Source organism: Bacillus sp. CR71 (assembly GCF_003429245.1).
Classification (GTDB): Bacteria; Bacillota; Bacilli; order Bacillales; family Bacillaceae_G; genus Bacillus_A; species Bacillus_A thuringiensis_S.
Genome location: NZ_CP031748.1, coordinates 1,858,372 through 1,878,065, shown reverse-complemented (window position 1 = coordinate 1,878,065; position 19,694 = coordinate 1,858,372). Strand labels below are relative to the sequence as shown.

The following is a 19,694-nucleotide window of genomic DNA, read 5'->3' as shown; positions in this document are numbered from 1 at the left end:
AAAGTGAAACTTTAATTAGCCCTCACCAGTCGAATCTTTACCGGCAAATAGCGGGATAAAAATAAAAAGCATTCATTCTTTTTTGTTAAGAATGAATGCTTTTTAAAAAATCAATTTCTAACTCTAGCATCTTTTTTTGACGAGGTTTTACTTTCCTTACGGGAACTCCAGCGTAAATATACCAATCATCTAAACTCTCTTTTACCATACTCATCGCGCCGACTGCCGTACCTTCTCCTACAGTTACATTTGGAAAAACAATAGAATTAGCACCAATAATCACATGTTTTTTTAAAATAACTTTTTCTGCTTTCACATCCCTATATTGATTCGGGACGGTTGGCCCCATTAATGTATTTCCACTGAAATCATCAAGTACTGCATATACAATTGTTTTAGCTGAGATGTTTGCAAAATCATGCATTTCAATCCCAACTTCCCCTCCATATAACGCTGTATACGCTGATATGTGCGAATAACTTCCAATTGTGATTTTGCCACTTAAAATGCAAAAATCATCAATTCTTACATGATTACCAATTGATATAGCACCCGGATTATATATACTTGCTTTTTTACTAATCAATACATTTTTCCCAACAGATAAAAACCCAATTTTCTTTAGCTCTTCTTGACTATAAAAACTATTCATCTACCGACACCACCTTCTGCTCTAAACAGATTACAATTTGCTCTACTAGTTCTTTCGTCATTCCTTCCCATAAAGGTAAACTTACAATTCGTTTTGCTATTTTATTCGTTTTTGTTAAATCTGTAGACTTATATTTTCTAAAAAGAACTTGTTGGTGGCAAGATGGTGAAAAGTATAATCTAGCTTCTATTTTCTGTTTTTTCAGTTCTTCTATTACTTGTATGTTGTGAACTTCTTCTGGACAAATGATAGGCATAAATTGATGAATAACCGCTTCTGTCTTTTGGACTTCCCACCCTTTTTTCATTAACCCAGTACTTTGCAATAACTGTTTATACCATTCAGAAATACGGGTGCGTTCTTTTAATTTTTGATCCCATCTTTTTATAGTCGCTATCCCAATAGCTGCTGCGTATTCAGACATTTTACAATTAAACCCCATCATCGTGCATTCACGATTTTTATCAAATCCGAAATTCCCCATTCTTTTAATACGTTGTATATCTTCTTCGTTTTTACTATATATGAGCCCTCCTTCACCAATTCCGAAAGGCTTTGTTGCATGAAAGCTATATACGATCATTCCACTAAAATCCTGACCGTAATGCATACCACTATTCATTAATCCAAATCCCGGTGCCGCATCTACGACAACCGGAACCCCGATTTTCTCTAATTCTTCATATTCTTCTAAGTCCATCCATGATCCAAAAGTTGCGTACGGGACAACAATCGCAACCTCTTCTTTTAATTCTTCTATCTTATCCAAAAGTACGGTTTTATCCATATACCAATCATCGATTGAAATATCAATAAAATAAGGTTCCAATCCACACCAAATAGCGGCTAAGGCAGTCGCAGGGAATGTAAAGCTAGGCATGAGAGCATACTTTCCCTTTCTTCTTTTCTTTAGTTGAATAGCCGCCATTAACCCTAACGTTGCGTTTGCTACTGTTGTAACAGCTCCCCTGTTTTGAAAAAATACCGACATAATTGTTTCCTCAAAACGTTGATTTATAGGTCCATAATTCGTATATATGTGAGATGTATCAATTTCCTTCAATTCGTCCAAATACTCAATTACAGGTACAGTTGAAGCACGTAAAAAAGGAATATTCTCCATATCTATCTATTCCTTCCTATCATTTTCGGACAATATAGAGCATATCCGTTTCAGATAATCCAAATCTCCTAGCACTTTTCATTCCTTGTTTTTCCGCTATGTTATATAATTCCACCTTAAATCCTGCATTCATTAATCGTTGAATAAATCCCGATTGATTATAAATTCTCACATGATCTTCTTGACCAAAAGCTAATTTCCTCAATTGTGGTGTTACAATTAATTCATTCTCTACAATAAAATCTACATTCATTACGATTGGTACTTGAATAATTCCCCATCCATTTGGCTTTAACACTCTATATAACTCTCGCATTGCTTTGTCATCATCAGGAACGTGTTCTAACACATGGCTACATAATATTACATCAAAGGTATTACTATCATATGTAATCCTTGTAACATCAATTTCCTTCATTAATGGATCCTTTGGTTCTAAGTCACCACATACGTACGTAATATTTTTATACTCGTTAAACCAATCTCTTAACTTCGCTTCAGGTGCAATATGAAGCATAGTATAGTTTCTATTTAACAAGTCTGTTTCCGTTTCAATGTATGTACGATACAATCTTTCACGATCCATCGAATTACAAACTGGACATATCCCTGTATCTTTATTCCACATCTCAAATTTATATTTCGGAAAATCATAATGTGCTGGCCAAGGTGAAAATTTTTCAAATTGTTGATTGCAATATTGACAATAACAGAATTCTTTCTCAAACATGTGAGCAACTAATTTGTGTAACCCTTTTTTTATCTTTTCATTATAAATTTGATCTATTTCGCCGTTTCTTACTGCATCCTTAACTATAAATCCCGCATTTTCTAAACAATAAGATAAACTCTCTTTATACTCACTTTCAGAACTTAAAAATCCACTATTATATGCATCTATAATTAATTCAATCCACTCTTCAATTGTCATTAACATAAAATGCATTTGTTTTTGATTTTGTCCACTATGTTGTCTAAAATAACTAAGAGGTTCTTGTATATAAACTACTTTTCCTTTTCTCATCATATCTATCCAAGTTGCAATATCATTAATAGCAGAATAAGCCTTTCCTTTAAAATACCCAAACTTACCTTCAAACAAATCCCGATTAAACAAAACAGTTGTCGGCTCACCAACTATATTTTTTAAGTTTTTTAACATATAATTCCCTAATTCTTTTCCTTCAAAAAGTGTTGTTTCTTTCGCGATTTTCATATTCAATGTTGAAGGTGGTAATATCTCTCCATTCTCATCAATCAGTTCACGATATGACGTCACAAATGAAATGTTTTCTAATGCCAAAAAGTATTTCATCATTCTCTCGATCTTTTCATGATGAAATAAGTCATCATCTAATAAAAAGTTTATATAATCCCCATTCGCAAGTTCTATACACTTATTAAAGTTTTCAGCAACTAATGGCGTTTCATTTTCAACATATGTAATACACTCATATTCACGTAAGTACGGTTGAATCATAACATTGACTTCATTATTTGTACTGTCGTCAGAAATAATAATTTCTATATTTTCATATGTTTGATTCAGAGCACTGTTGAGCGCTAATTCCAAGTAATAAGGTCTATTGTATGCAGGAATAAGTATACTTACTTTCGGTAAAGAAGAATTATTATTTATATGCTGTTTTTTCTTTTCTATATTTATTTTCTTTCCTCTAATTTTTTGGTAATAGTCTAATGTATATAATATCGATGATGGAACTATCCTTCTTGCATAATCTAGAAAATTAGTTATCGCTTTGTCTAAATCTTTTTCGTTGGATAAGAAACCATATTTTTCTCCCGCTATAATACTGTGTGAAAAATCTTCTAACCCATCCATCATTTTATTAGATTCATTTAACTGTTGATCTGGATGTAATCGAAAGTAACTAAGTGTCTCTGCTATATATACTGCTTTTCCTTCACTTAATAAAGATAACCATGAAGCTATATCTACATTACATAAATACCGCCTCTTATCAAAAATCCCATACGGTTCTTGTAACTCATTTTTACGAAATAAAACTGTTGTTGGTTCTCCAATATAATTTTTTTGATCCACAATTACCTTATTTCCTAATTCTATTCCCTCTATAATCGTATCCTCTTCAAATAAACGGACAGTTGAATAAATATGTCGTAGTTCTTTCCCTTTATCATCAATTACTTGACGATGAGATGTTACTAGCTTAATTTCATTATCTAGATCATTGAAAAAATACTTCATCATCTTTTCAATTTTATTCACATGAAATATATCATCATCCATTAAAAAATTTATATACTCACCGTTCGCTTCATGAAATAACATTAGCGCATTTTCAAATTGTCCGAGAGTTGATGTGTTTTTTATATAAATAATATTTAAATGATCACATAAATATTTTTGTAACACCTTTTCTGTTTCGTCATTCGTGCTGTCATCTCCAACTATAATTTCTATATTAGGGTACGTTTGTTCTAACACACTACATAACGCCTTTTCAAAGTAGCGAGGACGATTATACGTAGGAATTAACACACTTACCAACGGAAGTTGCTCTACGACCTCTTCAATTCTTTCAATACGATTTCTCATTTTAACTCTCTCACCTCTTCGCATATTATTTATATACGCGACACAAAAATCACATTACTTTAACTGTATGGAGCCTATATACTTTTATGCAAACATGAAACAAAATATCATACTCTTCGTTCCTGAATAAACATATTTAATAACGCGGACATTTTATTTGCACCTTTTTTATTCATATGATCACTATCATAAAAATCATCCTCACAAAATAATGGCGAATCAAATAGATCTATGATTTGAAAAGAATATTGAGTTTGAAACTCATTTATAACTTTATAAAAATCTTCTTTTAATTTCTTACTACTACAATTGAAATAATGTGAAGTAACAGGGAATACAACAATTAATGGCTTTATATCGTTTTTTAATAGTAATTCTAAATATTTCTTAAAAATCATTTTATTTTCAACTAAAGTATGAGGATACGCCAATTTAGCGTGTGAAGCTGCTCTTATTTTCCCGTGTTCTTCAAAAGGAATGTAAAGAGGAGTAGTATTCCATTCAGCATTTATCCAAGGCAGTACCAATGATTCATCTTTTAGTTCATCTAATAAAATATATTCAAAATGCAAATTAAAAATAGAAAGAAGTGGTTTCGGAGTATTTAGATGTGAGAATCCATCAGTGGGTAGAGGAGAATGAACTACAGTATGATGACCATCTTGAAACAATGGATAATATACTTTGTGAATTCTATATGATTCAGATGATAACGACATATCAAAGAAAAATGAAAAATAGGCTATTCCTATTAAACAATATTGAAATGAATGAGTGTTTGATAGAAGTTGTGACGCTATTAAATAATCATAGTATAGATCTTGCGATGGAAGTGTTAATTTTATTGACTTTTTTGAGAGGAGCTCCGTACTTATGCCACAATGTGGATAAGACAAACCGGTAGCAAACAATTCATACGTCGGATCACTCTTTGCTTTTTTCATAGAAATGTATAAAGACATAAGCTCTGGATTTATTTGATAGATAGAAATTAATTTATCCTTCCATTCATACATGTATTTTGTTAAATTAATAATTTTTGAACTTTGCACGCCCCTATTTATCAAGTCATTTGTAAGTTTTTCTGCTTCCACTCTCCAAATGACTATATATTGAAAAGAATTTTCTATTCGAACAACATCTGAAACGTCTACAACATGAACTATTGTTTTACATTTATTTTTGTCTAATGTATTTCGAATCCTCTCCCCGGATAATTCATCACTTAAAACAATGATTTTATACTGCTCCTTCATGTACATCCCCTCCATTATATGTATAATATGAAATTCATTTTTAATTCGTAACAATCATATACACCTGCAATCTAACAAAAAAATAGCTCCACCATTAGGCGTAGCTATTTTTACAATTATTGCTTATTCAAATCATATTCCTTTATCTAACTCATAAAGTTTACGATACTTTTCATTTTCTTTCAGAAGTTGTTTATGACTACCTTGCATGACAATTTGGCCACGATCAAGGAATATAACTTCGTCTACATGTTCTATTCCTACAAGATGGTGCGTAATCCAAATAACCGTCTTTTCTTCCGTTGCAGAAAACATTGTTTCAATTAAAGACAATTCTGTTTTCGGATCTAAACCGATAGTCGGTTCATCAAGTACAATGATGGGTGTTTCTTGCATAAGAGTTCTAGCAAAAGCAACCCTTTGTCTTTCACCACCAGAAAACCGCTTTCCCATTTCATGCATTTTTGTTTGTAATCCGTCCGGAAGAGAAGTAATATGTGAAGCTAATTGTGCTTTCTCTAAAGCTTTCCATATCTCTTCATCCGTCGCCTCTGGTTTGCCAATTCGTACATTATTTCCAATTGTCGTATCAAACAAATGGGGCTTTTGATTTAATACAGAAATATATTTAGATAAAAGATTCGTATGAGCTCGTTCACCATTCAATACAACTTGGCCGTTTACTGGGCTTAACGCCCCTGTTAACAATTTTAGTAAAGTAGATTTCCCTGTCCCACTTCTGCCTAAAATAGCAATTTTCTTCCCTGCTTTTATTTGTAATGATACGTCTTTTAATACAATCTCATTACTATCTGGATAACTATACGATACGTGATTCAGTTCAATATCTACATGTCTTGGTTCAACGTAATCATTATCTCCATACAAATCCATTTTATCATGTAAAACAATATCACTTTCTACGCCATTAAGACGATGGGTAGATTCTACATACGACGGGATTCGATCGATGGCATCTGCAATAGGAATAAGCGCATTCGTTACAGATAAAGTCATTAATACGAAAGCTGCGATAACTGTAGGAGCAATTTGCTCACTTGCCGCTTCATTTCCAGTCCATATAATCATCGAAATAACTACAATACCTACTACTGATTGAATGATACTGTCCCGAATATGATACCAGCGTTTCACTCTCTTTTCGATTTTTAACAACTGATCATTTTGTTTTACATACTCATTAATAAATTCACCTTTACGACCACTTGCCTGCCAATCAGATAATCCAAAAACAGCATCCGTCAGTTGTTGATACAAACGGCTTCTGCCTTGCTTTAAAGTAACATGGTGTTTCTTCATCAAAAGTAATGATACAAATGGAAGAAGAAACACGATAATAGCTAACATACAACCTACAATAAGTGCAAACACAAGGTCAAATGCACCGATAACAAGTACGAAGATACTATAAACAACTAGCGCTAATATACTAGGAAATATTGTACGTAAATATAGGTTTTGCAAATGCTCTATATCTTCGGATAACACTCCTAACATATCACCCGTTTGAAATCGAGAACGGAAAAATAACCCCTGTGGTTCTACTATTCTATATAGCTTCGTTCTCATTTTTTCTAATATACGTAGTACGACATCATGTCCGACTAAGCGCTCTATATAATGAAACACAGCTTGCCCTATACTAAACGCTCTTGTTGCAACAATAGGAACATATACAGCCATTACATTTTCTGGTCTAAGGGCAGATTTTGAGATTAAATAACCTGAAATAAAAAGTAACATCGCTCCTGAACTAACTCCAAGAAGACCAAGGAAAATAGTTAAAGTCATTCTACCTTTATTTTGTTTTATATAAGGTTTAACCCAGTTACTCATTTCTCTCCCCTCTCTTCCCTATGAAAATGTAATGTCTCACTCTCTAAAAGTTCTTCATACGTCCCACTTTCTTTCATTTCCCCTTTATTTAAAATAAGGATATGGTCCATTTGTTTCATCCAATGTAGACGGTGAGTTGCTAAAAATACTAACTTTCCATTAAATAGACGTAACATCGCTTGCTTTATTTCAAATTCGGTTTCAATATCAAGATGTGCCGTAGGCTCATCTAATAAAATGATTGGTTTTTTACTTAAAAGTGCACGCGCCATAGCAACACGCTGTTCTTGTCCGCCACTTAGCATACGTCCACCTTCCCCAATTCTTTCGTGCATCCCATTTGGAAGTGATGTAACGAGTGAACGAAGGCCGACTTCATTAATAACTCTTTCAACTTCTTCATCTGTTGCTTTTGTTTCATAAAAACGAATGTTATCCTTTAATGAAAGCGGAAAAATATAAGGTTGCTGCGGAATGTAAGCAATATTTTTTTGCCAATCTTCACGAGTAGATCCATCAACTTCTAGACCATTTACTAACATCTTTCCACTCGAAGGAGATAAAAACCCGGCTAATACGTCGATTAACGTCGATTTCCCCGCACCACTTTCACCAATAACACCAATAGCACCGTTACCTTCCCAAGTAAAATTAATCCTTTCTAATATAGCCTTCTCAGATTCAGTATTATTAACTTTGATATCTTGTAATTTCAAGCTACTAGAGGCATTCCATACTATATCTTCATTTAAATCTTTCTTTTCTATTCCTTTTTGTTGTTGCAAAATCTCTTCTATTTGCTCCATCGCAATTTGTCCATCTAATGTCGCATGATAATTTGCTCCCACTTGTTTAATCGGCAGAAAATATTCCGGAGCTAAAATCAAAATTGTAAGGGCTGGTAATAGTATAATCGTTCCATCTATTAAGCGTATCCCTAATCCAACTGCCACAAACGCGATTGATAAACTCGTAAAGAAATCTAATGCAAAAGAAGAAAGAAAAGCAACTCGCAAAGTACGCATCGTTGCTTTTCTATATCTTTTACTTACTTTTTCAATCTTTCCTTCGTGCTGTTCACTTTTCCCTAAATACTTTAATGTTTCTAAACCTTTTAACGTATCTACAAAATGGTTCGAAAGTACACGATATATCTCATACTGACTATCTGCCATTTTTTGCGCTGCTAATCCGAGAAGAATCATAAATATGATCACGATAGGAATCGTTACAACTAAAATGATTCCAGACTCAATATCTAGCGTAAAAACATATAGTACAATTAGACCTGGAACGATACTGCTTCTAATCATTTTAGGAATCGTTAATTCAATATATGTTTTAAATTTCTCAATCCCCTCAATTGATAAGGTAACCAGATGACCAGTTCCAACCGTTTGAACATACCTTGGACCTAATGTGAAATATGCCTCTATCAATTGTTTTCTTAGTAACGACCCTGTTTTTTCGGCAAAACGTTCCACTAATATTTGTGATGTTCGAACTACTATGTGACGCGCTGCAAACGCGATACCAAAATAAACAATTTCACTTAATATTGTTTGTACTGTCTCTCCATGAAATAAAAACGTAATAGCTCGTGCTAAAAAGATTGTTTGCGCAATAATACTAAAAGCTTCTAAAATACTAATAATCGTTAACGCTACATATAAAATACGGCTACCGGGATAAGACGGAAGTCCTCTTTTTCTTTTCATTAGTACTCCAAATCGTTGTCTGACTTAACAGGTTGTCTAAATACATAATAACTCCATATTTGACTTCCGATAACGAAAGGCAAAATAGCAATCGCAAAGTAAGTCATAAGTTTTAATGCATAAGCTCCTGATGCTGCGTTGTAAATTGTCAAATCATTCATTGCTCCTAAAGAGCTAATCATAACACGTGGGAACATACCGATAAATACACTCGCACTTAGTAAAATGATTGTTAAACTCGTCATAAAGAAAGCCCAACCATCTCTTCTTCTTTTATTTAATAAAGTGGACACTAATAGTGCTACAAAAGCTCCGATTGGTACCATAATCCATTCTGTTCCATGAGCAGTGAAAATGTCGGTTTTCCATAACCCCACACCAGCAAAAACAAGAAGTGTAATTAATGAAAATGGTGCAATTTTTATTGCAGCAATTCGTGCACGTTCTCTCAATTTACCAGTTGTACGTATCGTAAGAAATTGTAATCCGTGAACAATACATAGTAGGAGAAACATTACTCCCCCAAGTAACGCAAATGGATGAAGTAATTGCAGGAATCCACCTACAACATTTTTACTCTCATCAATAGGTACACCTACCATAAAGTTTGCAATCGCAACTCCCCAAAGGATAGGAGGTAACATACTTCCAATAAACATCCCCCAATCCCACGCACTCTTCCATTTATGATTATCTATTTTCGCACGAAATTTAAAGGAAACACCTCTTAAAATTAAAGCAAGAAGCATAAATACAAACGGAATATAAAAACCACTAAATAAAGTTGCATACCAGTGCGGAAATGCCGCAAACATGGCTCCACCAGCACAAACAAGCCATACTTCATTCGCGTGCCAGAACGGTCCTATTGTATTTAAGTAAACTCGTTTTTCAAAATCATTCTTTCCTAAAAACCTCGAAACCATTCCTACCCCAAAGTCGAAACCTTCCAGTACGAAGAATCCAACAAATAAGATTGCAATAACTAAAAACCATAACTCATTAAGAGATAACATACTCTTCCTCCTTATCAAATGGATCATGGCTTTGATAATCCTTTTTCGTTTTCTTATTCGTGTGGCCCTTAATGGTACGAACAAATAAGTACACACAAATTCCACCCATAATTAAATACATTGATGTGAATGAAATAAGTGAGAATAATACTTCACCGAATGTTACATTTGGTGATACAGCATCTTCTGTTTTCATTACACCAAATACAACCCAAGGTTGACGACCCATTTCAGTCATAATCCACCCTACTGTATTACCGATGAATGGAAGAGAAATTGCATACACCATTAATTTTAAATACCACGTTTTTTCAGCTAAACGATCTTTTCTTGATAAGAACCATCCGTAAGCTCCTAGAAGAAGCATGAATGTTCCACTCATTACCATCGCTCTAAAACTCCAAAACATTGTATGCACTGGAGGAATATAATCCCCAGGTCCATATTTTTCTTCATATTGTTTTTGAATTTGATTCATCCCTTCAACTTGACCGCTAAACTTATCATACGATAATAGACTTAGCATATAAGGGATTTGAATTTCAAACGAATTTTCTTTCTTCTCTGTATCAATTTTCGAAAATACTGTAAATGGCGCTGGATCCTCACTTGTATTCCATAGTGCTTCAGCTGCCGCCATCTTCATTGGATGTGTCTTAATTAATTGTTGCGCTTGTGCATGACCGAAGAATAATACAAGCGCCGTTGTAATTGTTCCAACAATGATAGAAATGCGGAAAGATTTTTTAAATACTACAGTTTCTTGTCCTTTTGTAATTTTCCATGCACTTACACCCGCAATAAAGAATGCACCTGTTGCAATTGCTGCTGTAATTGTATGCGGGAATTGTACCCATAGTTGTGGGTTTTGAATAATGGCTAAGAAATCATTCATTTGTGCACGACCATCAGCTGCCATTTCATACCCGACAGGTGACTGCATAAATGCACTTGCAGTTAAAATCCAGAATGCTGATAACATCGTTCCAATTGAAAGGAGCCAAATACACATTAAGTGAATTCGCTTCGGTAATTTATCCTCACCGAATACCCATAAACCTAGGAATGTAGACTCAATGAAAAATGCCAGTAATCCTTCAATTGCAAGCGAGGGACCAAATACATCACCTACAAAACGTGAATACGTTGACCAGTTCATACCAAACTGAAATTCTTGTAAAATACCTGTTACTACACCTACTGCAAAGTTAATAAGGAATAATTGCGTCCAAAACTTTGCCATCTTCTTATATACTTCTTGCCCTTTTACCACATACAACGTTTGCATGATCGCAATAATAAAAGCTAAACCAATTGACAGCGGAACAAAAAAGTAATGGAAAATCGTTGTTGATGCGAACTGTATTCGTGCCAATTCGAGCGTTTCCATACTAAAATCACTTCCTTCATAGTTTTTATAATAAAAATTAATTGAGCAATCTTATCAAACTCAATTATTAAGAAATACGAAAAGACAAAAACATTTTGTATGTATTGTCGAAAAATATGAAGTTTCAGTTTTTCAAACTATTGCAATGCTAATTTTTACCTTTTCACTATTTCTGTAGTGTTTTATTCGTTAATCGAATTGTATAATATACCTGCATAGTAAATTCAGGTTATTTTTGACGTATTATTGACATCATTTTGTCTGAAATATGTCTTTTGTCATTTTTTTGAATCAGATTTTTTTCATTAGCAAAATGTGTTTTTTCAATATACTTCTTACTTTTATATCTATAAAACAATCGTTTTTTCTTCATACACTTGACTTTCAACCGAAAAAATGTCCTCGAAACTACCCTCGATAAATGCTTATTTTTTGTCAAGAGAAAAATGTATTTTCAAAATTCAAACTCGAAATAATGTTATTCAAAAATAGAAAACAACTTCCCTCTCCCTCGACTAAAAGTTCATTTTTTTGTCATTTTTCCATAACAAATAAAAAACTGAGAGTCAATTAGACTCCCAGTTTTTTTATTTATTTTGCTGTATGTTTTCTAACGGCTGGTAATATTTCAGTAGCAATTAATTCAATATTTTTCTCAATTTTATCAAATGGTACACCGCCAAAATCAATTTGTGCCATAAAGCGTTGTTGGCCAAACAATTCATATTGGTAAAGCATTTTCTCAATGATTTGTTGTGGGCTACCAACCATTAAAGCATCACGGTAATCTATTGCATTTGTAAATTGCTGTTTCGGATACCCACCACCGCGCAGTGTAAGCATACCAGCATTAATGTGAGGATAATATTCACTAAGTGCATCTTGTGAATTTTTTGCCGTATAAAATAAACTCGTTGTCGCAACTGGTAAACTAGCTGGATCAAATCCACTTTGCTGAGCAGCCTCGCGGTAAGCATCTACTGACACTTTAAAGTTAATTGCTGGACCACCAAGTGTTGTTATCATCATTGGCACACCTGCACGTCCTGCTTTAATTGCACTAGCTGGTGGACCTCCAACTGCACGCCAAATTGGTAAGTTATTATTTTTCGCTCTTGGAATAACCGATGCATGTGCGAGCGGTGCTCTGAACTGTCCATTCCATGTTACATGTTCCTCGTTATTAATTTTTAATAAAAGATCCATCTTCTCTTCAAATAATTCTTCATAATCATTCACGTCATAACCAAGTAAACTATATCCTCCAATACGAGATCCACGACCAGCTACGATTTCAGCACGACCATTAGAAATCAAGTCAATGGTAGCGAAATCCTCATATACTCGAACTGGGTCAGATGTACTTAATATCGTTGCGGAACTTGCAATTTTTATATTTTTCGTAGCTTGCGCGACCGCACCTAAAATAACTGTATGAGCTTGCGTTGTAAAATGCGTTTGATGACTTTCACCTACAGCAAACACATCAAGCCCTGCCTCATCTGCTAACTTAGCTGTTTCAATTAGTTCGTGAATTCTTTTCTCTGGCGTAATTTTCTCCCCATTATGTGGATTTAAAACATGATCACCAATTGAATATAATCCAAACTCAATTCCTTTTCTTGTATCTATACGGTATTTTTCCATAGTTACTCTCTCCTTTAATGAAGTAATATTAGTTTCTCTTCTAAAAACGTTGGTAAGTCAAGTATATCTCCGTATTACCTATCTCATCACTTGATTAGTCAATTGATAAGGTAAAAAAAATTACTCTTGCGGTAATTCTTTTTTTTCACTATGTTTATGAACTTTCGTCATCAGCTCGTATAATATTTTCTGCTCTTCTTCATTTAATACATCATCAAAAAACGAAGATTGAAATGCAAGTTGCTCTGGCAAGGCTCTCTCTAAAGCTGCTTCTCCTTGCTCTGTAAGACTAATTGTTTTCGTTTTCCAATCTTGTTTTCGTACAATATATCCTTCTTTTTCAAGACGAGTTAACATTCGAGAAATGCCACCTTGTGTAACAGTTACCTTTTCAGCTAACTCCATTTGTGTTAGTGGTTGATACGTACGTATTTGCAAAAGCACATCAAATTGAGCTGTCGTTAAATCAAAACGTTTTAAAAACTCATTTGACATTTGATTACTTTGGTTCGTAAATCGTATTAAACGTAACCATATTAATGATCCTATCGTATTATCACGCATGTTTCATCACTTCCTAGCGTTCATCTTACTATCAATTTACTACGCAAGTGATAAAAAAGCAAGATAAAATGTAATAAATATAGCGATAGAGTATTGCATAAATAATGATAAGTAAGAATTCATATAAACATGAATTCTTACTTATCATTATTCTTAACTTTTCATTTCAGTCATTACTATATTTAAAGCTGTTACTGCTTTGGGCCAGCCAACATAAAAAGCCATATGCGTTATTAATGCAATCATTTCATTTTCTGCAATTCCATTTTGTTTGGCCAACTGCAAATGAAATAATAATTGTTCTGTATGACCAAGACTGATTAATGCCGACACTGTACATAAACTTCTTTCTCTTAATGTTAAAGTATCATCCCGCCACACTTCCTCAAACAATATCTCTTCACTATAATGAGCAAATGCAGGTGCCTTTTCTCTCATTTTCTCTTGAATACAATATTCAATTGATTCATTCATCATTTCACTCACCCTTCACTTTTACCAATTGTGCCAATCCTTGACCAAATGACCAATTTTCAGCAGATGTCTCATTTAGCGTAATAAAAATATCTGCACTTTTTATCCCCGAGCATTTAGAAACCTTCAAGGATATCGACTGATATAAATTCCTTTTTTGTTTTATCGTTCTTTCCGGTCCACATGTAATAGAAACATAAATCATATTCTCCGTTCTCTTTTCTCCTCTTTCTAATAAATAATATGGATTATATAAAAAGTGATTTTGTTGATAAGGTAAAAACATTTGAAAAAAATCATTTTCAGGGATGTTAAAATGTTCAATTAATGACAGATGAATACATTCACCTATCTTTTTCAGCTCTTCTTTATTTAATATATTTTCATGATAATAAACGTTCACAAAAGGCATACATTTTCATTCCTTTTTCTTAATTTAATTTCAACAAGTTTTCATCGTGAAATGTGCAAAATCTCATATACTGTAACACCTTTATTTGTTACCATTTCAGGCTTCTCTTCATAAAACTCAAACCTACTGTATCCCCATTTATCCGGATTATAAACGATTACATTCCCTAAACACTTTTCATTGTTTTGTACATTTTCATTTATCGTGTTTAATTGAGTCCCAATCAACGTTTTACTTTGAGAAATACTTCCTGCATATTCAACAACATATCTACTTTTCTTAAATCCATCACTTAGATTAACCACTAATGGAACACCTATATGTATTTGTTGCCATCCAAAAGATTGTAAAATGTTATCGTAATACCCTTCAAAGATAAATTTATTCATCCCTTCATGACCATTCCAAATATATAAAGGTGCATAGCAGTTATAAAAATTCCCGTCTTTCTCCGTTTCCGTAATTAAATAAGCTTTAAAATTTAGTTCTTGGAAACCATCAGTTTTATAGCCATTATCCTTTACCCTTTTCTTAATAATTTCCATGTCATAATCCTTTGGAAAAATGACCTTATATTGCATTCCAATCATGTTTATCACTCGCTTTCAATCTTATATACATTATGATAAATCGATAAGCGGCTAACGTAAAATAGGTATAAATTATGTTTGGTATCATTTATAATGATAGTGCATAAGGGGCTGAGATACATGGAAATAAATGATCTTATTATATTCAAAACTGTGGCCAGTGAGGGTTCTATTAGTAAAGCTGCTAAAGAGTTAGGATATGTTCAACCGAACGTAACTGAGCGAATCAAAAAATTAGAACAAGAATTAGAAACGCCTTTACTACATAGAGATAACAAAGGTGTTTCCTTGTTACCTGCTGGTGACATTTTATTAGATTACACGAATAAAATATTAACTCTATTAGAAGAAGTAAAAGATGAAATTAAAACGAGTGGTTCTTCTTATATAATAGCGACGTCACAATCTATTTTGACAAATTATTTAAGTAAGCGTATTAAAGTAAATTTCAGAAATTATCAAATATATGTAGAAAGTAGTAGTCATTTGCAAAAATTACTGCAGCAACAAAAAGTTGATATGGTCATAACTTATGAGGATTATCCTGACGCATCGTTTAAAAAAGTGTTCACAACCTCAATTTCTGTAGGCTTATTAAAAGCGAAAGAAAAATGTACCATTGATTATTCAAAAGAAATTTTCTTCGTTAGCAATGACAAAAAGTGCCCTTTTAGGAATAAGACAATACAATTTCTAAAAGAAAACAATCTATCTCAGCGACAACTTCAACAGTTGGATTCTTATTCGCTTATGGAAGAGTTTATTGCTGATGGAAAAGGAATAGCTTTTTTACCGATTAAAAATGATACATTAGTAATAATTGAAGATGTTCCCCTTGAGAATTTAGCTGTTCATTTTTTTACGAATCAAACCTTTATCAAGCATATCCCTGATGAACTATTTGATTAATAAAATGACTTTGATTACAAACTTTTTTCAAAATAAAAATCCCTCTTTAACGAATATACAAGAGGGATTTTTATTTTGTATACAATTGATTTTTCACACGTTTTGCTCCACTTCTGTACTTTTCTCCTTTTTATTCCTTTTAAAACTCTTCAATTTCTTAACCGTCCCAACCAATCCTTTCGGAAAAACGAGTAGCACGATAATATACAATAAACCTAGAATAATCGTCCATCTTTCAAAAATCGGATATTCCGTCGCTAGTTCTGATAAATAATATTTTAGTGATTCAATAATCCCAGACCCAGCAATAGCTCCAATTAATGTTCCGACTCCTCCAATCATTGTCATTAAGAGTGCATTTAGTGTCATTTCAATTGAAAATACAGTCGTATTGACAAAGCGTAATGTAATAACAAATAAACCACCGCTAATTGCAGCTACTATTCCTGCGACTACACTTGCGATTATTTTATAATGGAGGACTTTATATCCAAGTGCTTCAACACGTTGTTCATTTTGTGAAATTGCCTTTAATACTTTCCCAATAGAAGACTTTGTAAAAAGACGTAATAGAATAAAAATGAAGCATAAACATACAAGTGATACATAATAAAAAGTAAAACGATCACGGAATATTTCTGGTACCCCAAATGTAAAACCATCTCCTCCGTGAGTAAGCCCACGCCATTTTTCAGCAAGTACGAAAAACAACTGTGAAATAGCAAGTGTTAACATTGCATAAAAATGACTTTTCAATCGTAAAGAAAGCAAACCAATTATATAACTAACGATTGCTGAAACGATAATTGCAGCTACTATTCCAATTAAAAAGTTCGTTATTGATACGCCTTGTCGATCAAATAAAAGCGCTACCCCATATGCTCCTATCCCAAAGAACATACAATGACCGAACGATACAATTCCTGTATACCCAAGCAATACATCAAAACTCATTGCAAAAATAGCAAAGATGAAGATTTGAGTGAACAAAATTAACAGGCTCCGTGAATCATTTACGAACGGAAATACACTTAAACAAATGAGCATACATACTCCGGAGTATACTTTAATTCGGTTCGATGTGTTGTTCACCATTTCACCCCTTTTCACCAACAAGTCCAGTTGGCTTCACTATTAAGAAAAATAGTAACATTAACATATTAATTGCAAGTGATAAATCTGGTATAAAATACGCTGTAAAAGCACCAGCTAATCCGACAATTAAAGAAGCAATAGCTGAACCTTGTACGCTTCCTAATCCACCGATAATTACTACTATAAATGCTAAAATTGCATACTGCATGCCCATCTCGGCGAAAATAACGCCCGAATACGGTGCTAATAAGAATCCTCCCAAAGCTGCCATCCCTGCTCCTAATAAAAAGACGAAAGAAAATATCGCTTTTACATTAATACCAAGCGCTTGAACCATTTCTTTATCCATTACACCAGCACGGATCATAAGACCTATCTTCGTCTTTTTGAGTAATAATAGTAGTGCAATGTAAATAATTATCCCAATCAAAATAACAAATAGACGATATTTAATTAATATAATACCTCCGGATGTAAAACTTCCTTGTAACCATAACGGTAATTTTGCACTAATAGGGTTTGGCCCCCAAAATATTTTAATACACTCACTAAGAACGAGCATTCCTCCAAGCGTAACGAGCAGCTGTCGAACATGATTTCCATATACTGGTCTAATAAGAAACCTTTCTAAAATAAATCCTAGGAACATTCCCATAGCTACTGCTCCAACTAAAGCTAATATATAACTTCCTGTCATATTAAATAACCAAACACCTGTAAATGCTCCCCACGCAAATAAACCACCGTGTGCAAAGTTTAAAACGCTCATTAGACCGAAAATAAGTGAAAGACCTGATGCTAACAAAAAAATGAGCATCCCTGTTGAAATCCCATTTACAAATAAATTTATTAACACATCCATCCTTTTCACCTCGGGTTCATGTTAAGAGATTCCTAAATATTTATGACACATTTCCTTATCCTTTTTTAATTCATTCATAAAACCGTTATGAACAATTCGTCCGTTATCCATAATGTAAAAATAATCGCCAATTTGACTAGCCATCATAAAATTTTGCTCAACAAGTAAAACTGTTGTTTTCTCTTTCATCTTCAAAATAGCTACCATTAATTTCTCCACCATTATCGGGGATAGCCCTTTGCTCGGTTCATCAATAAGTAATAATCCATCACTATTAATAAACGCTCTTGAAATAGCCAACATTTGCTTTTGCCCTCCGCTCAAGAGCCCACTTTTCTTATTCCAAAACTGCTTTAAATCCGGAAATAGTTCCAGCATCCACTCTATTTTCCCTTCTACTTCTTCACCTTTCCCCCTAGCAAGAGCGAATGTTTCTTCTACTGTCAAATCATGAAAAATACCTTGATTTTCTGGTACATACCCTATTCCTTTCCTTGAAATTAAATGTGTAGGTAATCCACTTACTTTTGCACTATCATAATAAATTTCACCATCTGCAATCCGGTGAAACCCCATAACTGAGCGTAATGTCGTTGTTTTCCCTGCCCCGTTTCTACCAAACAGTACAGTAATCGTCCCTTTCTCAACAGTAAGAGATACTCCTTGCAAAATATGAAACTGATCTAAATACGTTTCTATATTATTCACTTGTAATAGTGCCACTATATAATCCCCCTAAATAAGCACTTTGTACACGCTCATCTTTTATAATTTCTTCTGGCAATCCTTCAGCCAATAACTCTCCATGAAATAAAACGATAAGATGATCTGACAAACCTAGTATCATATCCATTTTGTGTTCGATAAGTACAATTGTGCTCTCTGGATGTTTCTTAATATTTTCAATCACTTGTAATATAGCAGGGACTTCCTCAACCGAAATACCTGCCGTCGGCTCATCAAGTAATAACACATCCGTTTTTAAAGCTAATAACATCGCAAGTTCTAGCTTTCTTTTCTCTCCATGTGCTAAATCTTTCGCTAATACGTTCTCTTTCTCGTGAAGTAATACTGTTTTTAAGAAACGTCTCGCCTCTCCAACTTGTTGCTTTAATTTTGCTGGACTCGGGAAAAAACTATAGTAATCTTGTACGAATGATTGAACACTTAAACGGACATTTTCAAGTACCGTTAATTCTGGGAATATGTTTGTAAGCTGAAAAGAGCGACCGATTCCTAAGCGTGTTCGATCTGAAATCGATAGTTTTGTAATATCTTGCCCTTTAAAATACACTTCACCTGTTGTGGGTGAAATCTGTCCACTTAGTAAATTAAATAATGTTGTCTTCCCCGCACCATTTGGCCCGATAATAGAAATGAGTTTTCCTTTTTGGACAGTTAAATTTACATCTTTAATAACATGATCTTCACCAAAAGATACGCTAAGATTTTTCGTCTCTAACAAATGTGTCACGAAATCCCCTCCCTTTAAAGCCGTGAGTATGAAAGAAATATGTATAAAGAGGGTCCCCCCTCTTTATACAAAAA

Annotated in this window: 18 protein-coding genes; 1 reads left to right on the top strand and 17 read right to left on the bottom strand. The window is 33.6% G+C overall.

The features are described 5' to 3' along the window. Positions 1-85: 85 nt before the first annotated feature. From DOS87_RS09615 to DOS87_RS09555, 13 genes are all read right to left on the bottom strand, one after another. Complete coding sequence (locus tag DOS87_RS09615) at positions 86-652, bottom strand: acyltransferase (protein WP_001084172.1); 567 nt, start codon at positions 650-652, stop codon at positions 86-88. Further along, positions 645-1,775, bottom strand: a complete 1,131-nt coding sequence (locus DOS87_RS09610; protein WP_150158395.1) for a DegT/DnrJ/EryC1/StrS aminotransferase family protein — start codon at positions 1,773-1,775, stop codon at positions 645-647. The genes DOS87_RS09615 and DOS87_RS09610 overlap by 8 nt, the downstream gene beginning before the upstream one ends. Before the next feature lie 19 nt (positions 1,776-1,794). After that, positions 1,795-4,356: a glycosyltransferase gene (locus DOS87_RS09605; protein ID WP_086413576.1), complete on the bottom strand. Its 2,562-nt coding sequence runs from the start codon at positions 4,354-4,356 to the stop codon at positions 1,795-1,797. A gap of 107 nt (positions 4,357-4,463) precedes the next feature. Then, positions 4,464-5,612, bottom strand: coding sequence for a hypothetical protein (locus tag DOS87_RS09600; RefSeq protein WP_000664258.1), 1,149 nt, complete (start codon positions 5,610-5,612; stop codon positions 4,464-4,466). A 132-nt stretch (positions 5,613-5,744) separates the two neighbouring features. Continuing rightward, on the bottom strand, positions 5,745-7,469 hold the full coding sequence (cydC, locus tag DOS87_RS09595) for a thiol reductant ABC exporter subunit CydC (protein WP_208730247.1): 1,725 nt from the start codon (positions 7,467-7,469) through the stop codon (positions 5,745-5,747). Continuing rightward, positions 7,466-9,187, bottom strand: coding sequence for a thiol reductant ABC exporter subunit CydD (cydD, locus tag DOS87_RS09590; RefSeq protein ID WP_000824019.1), 1,722 nt, complete (start codon positions 9,185-9,187; stop codon positions 7,466-7,468). Before cydD ends, cydC begins: the two co-directional genes overlap by 4 nt. Next, entirely contained in the window at positions 9,187-10,203 is a 1,017-nt protein-coding gene (cydB, locus tag DOS87_RS09585; protein WP_000950083.1) for a cytochrome d ubiquinol oxidase subunit II, read from the bottom strand. Before cydB ends, cydD begins: the two co-directional genes overlap by 1 nt. Continuing rightward, on the bottom strand, positions 10,190-11,593 hold the full coding sequence (gene cydA / locus DOS87_RS09580) for a cytochrome ubiquinol oxidase subunit I (protein WP_000448870.1): 1,404 nt from the start codon (positions 11,591-11,593) through the stop codon (positions 10,190-10,192). The genes cydB and cydA overlap by 14 nt, the downstream gene beginning before the upstream one ends. 591 nt (positions 11,594-12,184) lie before the next feature. Next, a complete protein-coding gene (locus DOS87_RS09575; protein WP_000417550.1) occupies positions 12,185-13,240 on the bottom strand; it encodes an LLM class flavin-dependent oxidoreductase in 1,056 nt (351 codons plus the stop codon). 120 nt (positions 13,241-13,360) lie between these two features. Then, positions 13,361-13,804 (bottom strand): MarR family winged helix-turn-helix transcriptional regulator, encoded by a 444-nt coding sequence (locus DOS87_RS09570; RefSeq protein WP_001205523.1) that lies wholly within the window; start codon positions 13,802-13,804, stop codon positions 13,361-13,363. A gap of 153 nt (positions 13,805-13,957) precedes the next feature. Further along, entirely contained in the window at positions 13,958-14,281 is a 324-nt protein-coding gene (locus DOS87_RS09565) for a carboxymuconolactone decarboxylase family protein (protein WP_208730246.1), read from the bottom strand. Position 14,282: 1 nt separating this feature from the next. Then, a complete protein-coding gene (locus DOS87_RS09560; protein WP_001117255.1) occupies positions 14,283-14,690 on the bottom strand; it encodes a tautomerase family protein in 408 nt (135 codons plus the stop codon). Positions 14,691-14,731: 41 nt separating this feature from the next. Then, on the bottom strand, positions 14,732-15,280 hold the full coding sequence (locus tag DOS87_RS09555) for a DUF4865 family protein (RefSeq protein ID WP_000579873.1): 549 nt from the start codon (positions 15,278-15,280) through the stop codon (positions 14,732-14,734). Between the two features lie 120 nt (positions 15,281-15,400). Between DOS87_RS09555 and DOS87_RS09550 the strand changes: the two genes are divergently transcribed. Further along, entirely contained in the window at positions 15,401-16,189 is a 789-nt protein-coding gene (locus DOS87_RS09550; protein WP_000404994.1) for a LysR family transcriptional regulator, read from the top strand. A 93-nt stretch (positions 16,190-16,282) separates the two neighbouring features. Here DOS87_RS09550 and DOS87_RS09545 read toward each other — a convergent pair whose 3' ends face one another. From DOS87_RS09545 to DOS87_RS09530, 4 genes are read right to left on the bottom strand one after another with little or no spacing between them, the layout of a single operon-like run. Continuing rightward, complete coding sequence (locus DOS87_RS09545; RefSeq protein WP_002083259.1) at positions 16,283-17,236, bottom strand: branched-chain amino acid ABC transporter permease; 954 nt, start codon at positions 17,234-17,236, stop codon at positions 16,283-16,285. A gap of 49 nt (positions 17,237-17,285) precedes the next feature. Then, entirely contained in the window at positions 17,286-18,146 is an 861-nt protein-coding gene (locus tag DOS87_RS09540; protein ID WP_000382788.1) for a branched-chain amino acid ABC transporter permease, read from the bottom strand. A 21-nt stretch (positions 18,147-18,167) separates the two neighbouring features. After that, on the bottom strand, positions 18,168-18,869 hold the full coding sequence (locus DOS87_RS09535) for an ABC transporter ATP-binding protein (RefSeq protein ID WP_001196709.1): 702 nt from the start codon (positions 18,867-18,869) through the stop codon (positions 18,168-18,170). Beyond that, positions 18,847-19,620, bottom strand: a complete 774-nt coding sequence (locus DOS87_RS09530) for an ABC transporter ATP-binding protein (protein ID WP_000149310.1) — start codon at positions 19,618-19,620, stop codon at positions 18,847-18,849. Before DOS87_RS09530 ends, DOS87_RS09535 begins: the two co-directional genes overlap by 23 nt. Positions 19,621-19,694 lie beyond the last annotated feature (74 nt).